This window comes from Saccharopolyspora soli (assembly GCF_022678645.1).
GTDB lineage: Bacteria > Actinomycetota > Actinomycetes > Mycobacteriales > Pseudonocardiaceae > Saccharopolyspora > Saccharopolyspora soli.
Map to the genome: position 1 here is coordinate 1 of NZ_JALBWV010000181.1, position 607 is coordinate 607.

The 607-nt window shown below is 58.6% G+C and carries 1 protein-coding gene; it reads left to right on the forward strand.

Annotated elements, in window-relative coordinates; all coding sequences use genetic code 11:
• Positions 1-607 (forward strand): IS256 family transposase (locus MOQ72_RS44205; protein ID WP_242192048.1); only part of this gene is annotated, 607 nt, incomplete at both ends.

Consider the following 607-nt stretch of genomic DNA (forward strand, 5'->3'; position numbering starts at 1 on the left):
TCGGAATCGACACCGCTGGTGAGCGTGACGTGCTCGGCCTGTGGGCCGGTACCGGCGGCGAAGGCGCGAAAGGCTGGCGCAATCACCTGTCCGACCTCAAAAATCGCGGTGTCGAAGACGTTCTGCTGGTCGCGTGTGATGGCCTGAAAGGGCTGCCGGACGGGATCACCACACTGTGGCCACAGGCCACCGTCGCGCAGTGCGTCGTGCATCTCGTGCGGGCCAGCCTTCGCTACGCCTCGAAGAAACACTGGGCGGCGATCACGAAACAACTTAAAACGATCTACACCGCCCCGACCGTGCACGCAGCCGAAACAACGTTCACGGAATTCTCCGCTGAGTGGGAAGAAAAATACCCGGCGATGATCCGACTCTGGCAGAATAGCTGGGAGCAGTTCATCCCGTTCCTGGACTATCCACCAGAGTTGCGGAAACTCGTGTATACCACCAACGCCATCGAATCCCTCAACGCCCGCTTTCGTCAGGCGACCCGCCGGCGGGGCCATTTCCCCAACGAACAAGCCGCTCTCAAAGTGCTCTACCTTGTGATCAAAAATCCACTGAAAAACCGTTCCAACATCACCGGGAAAACAGTAGGCTGGAAAAA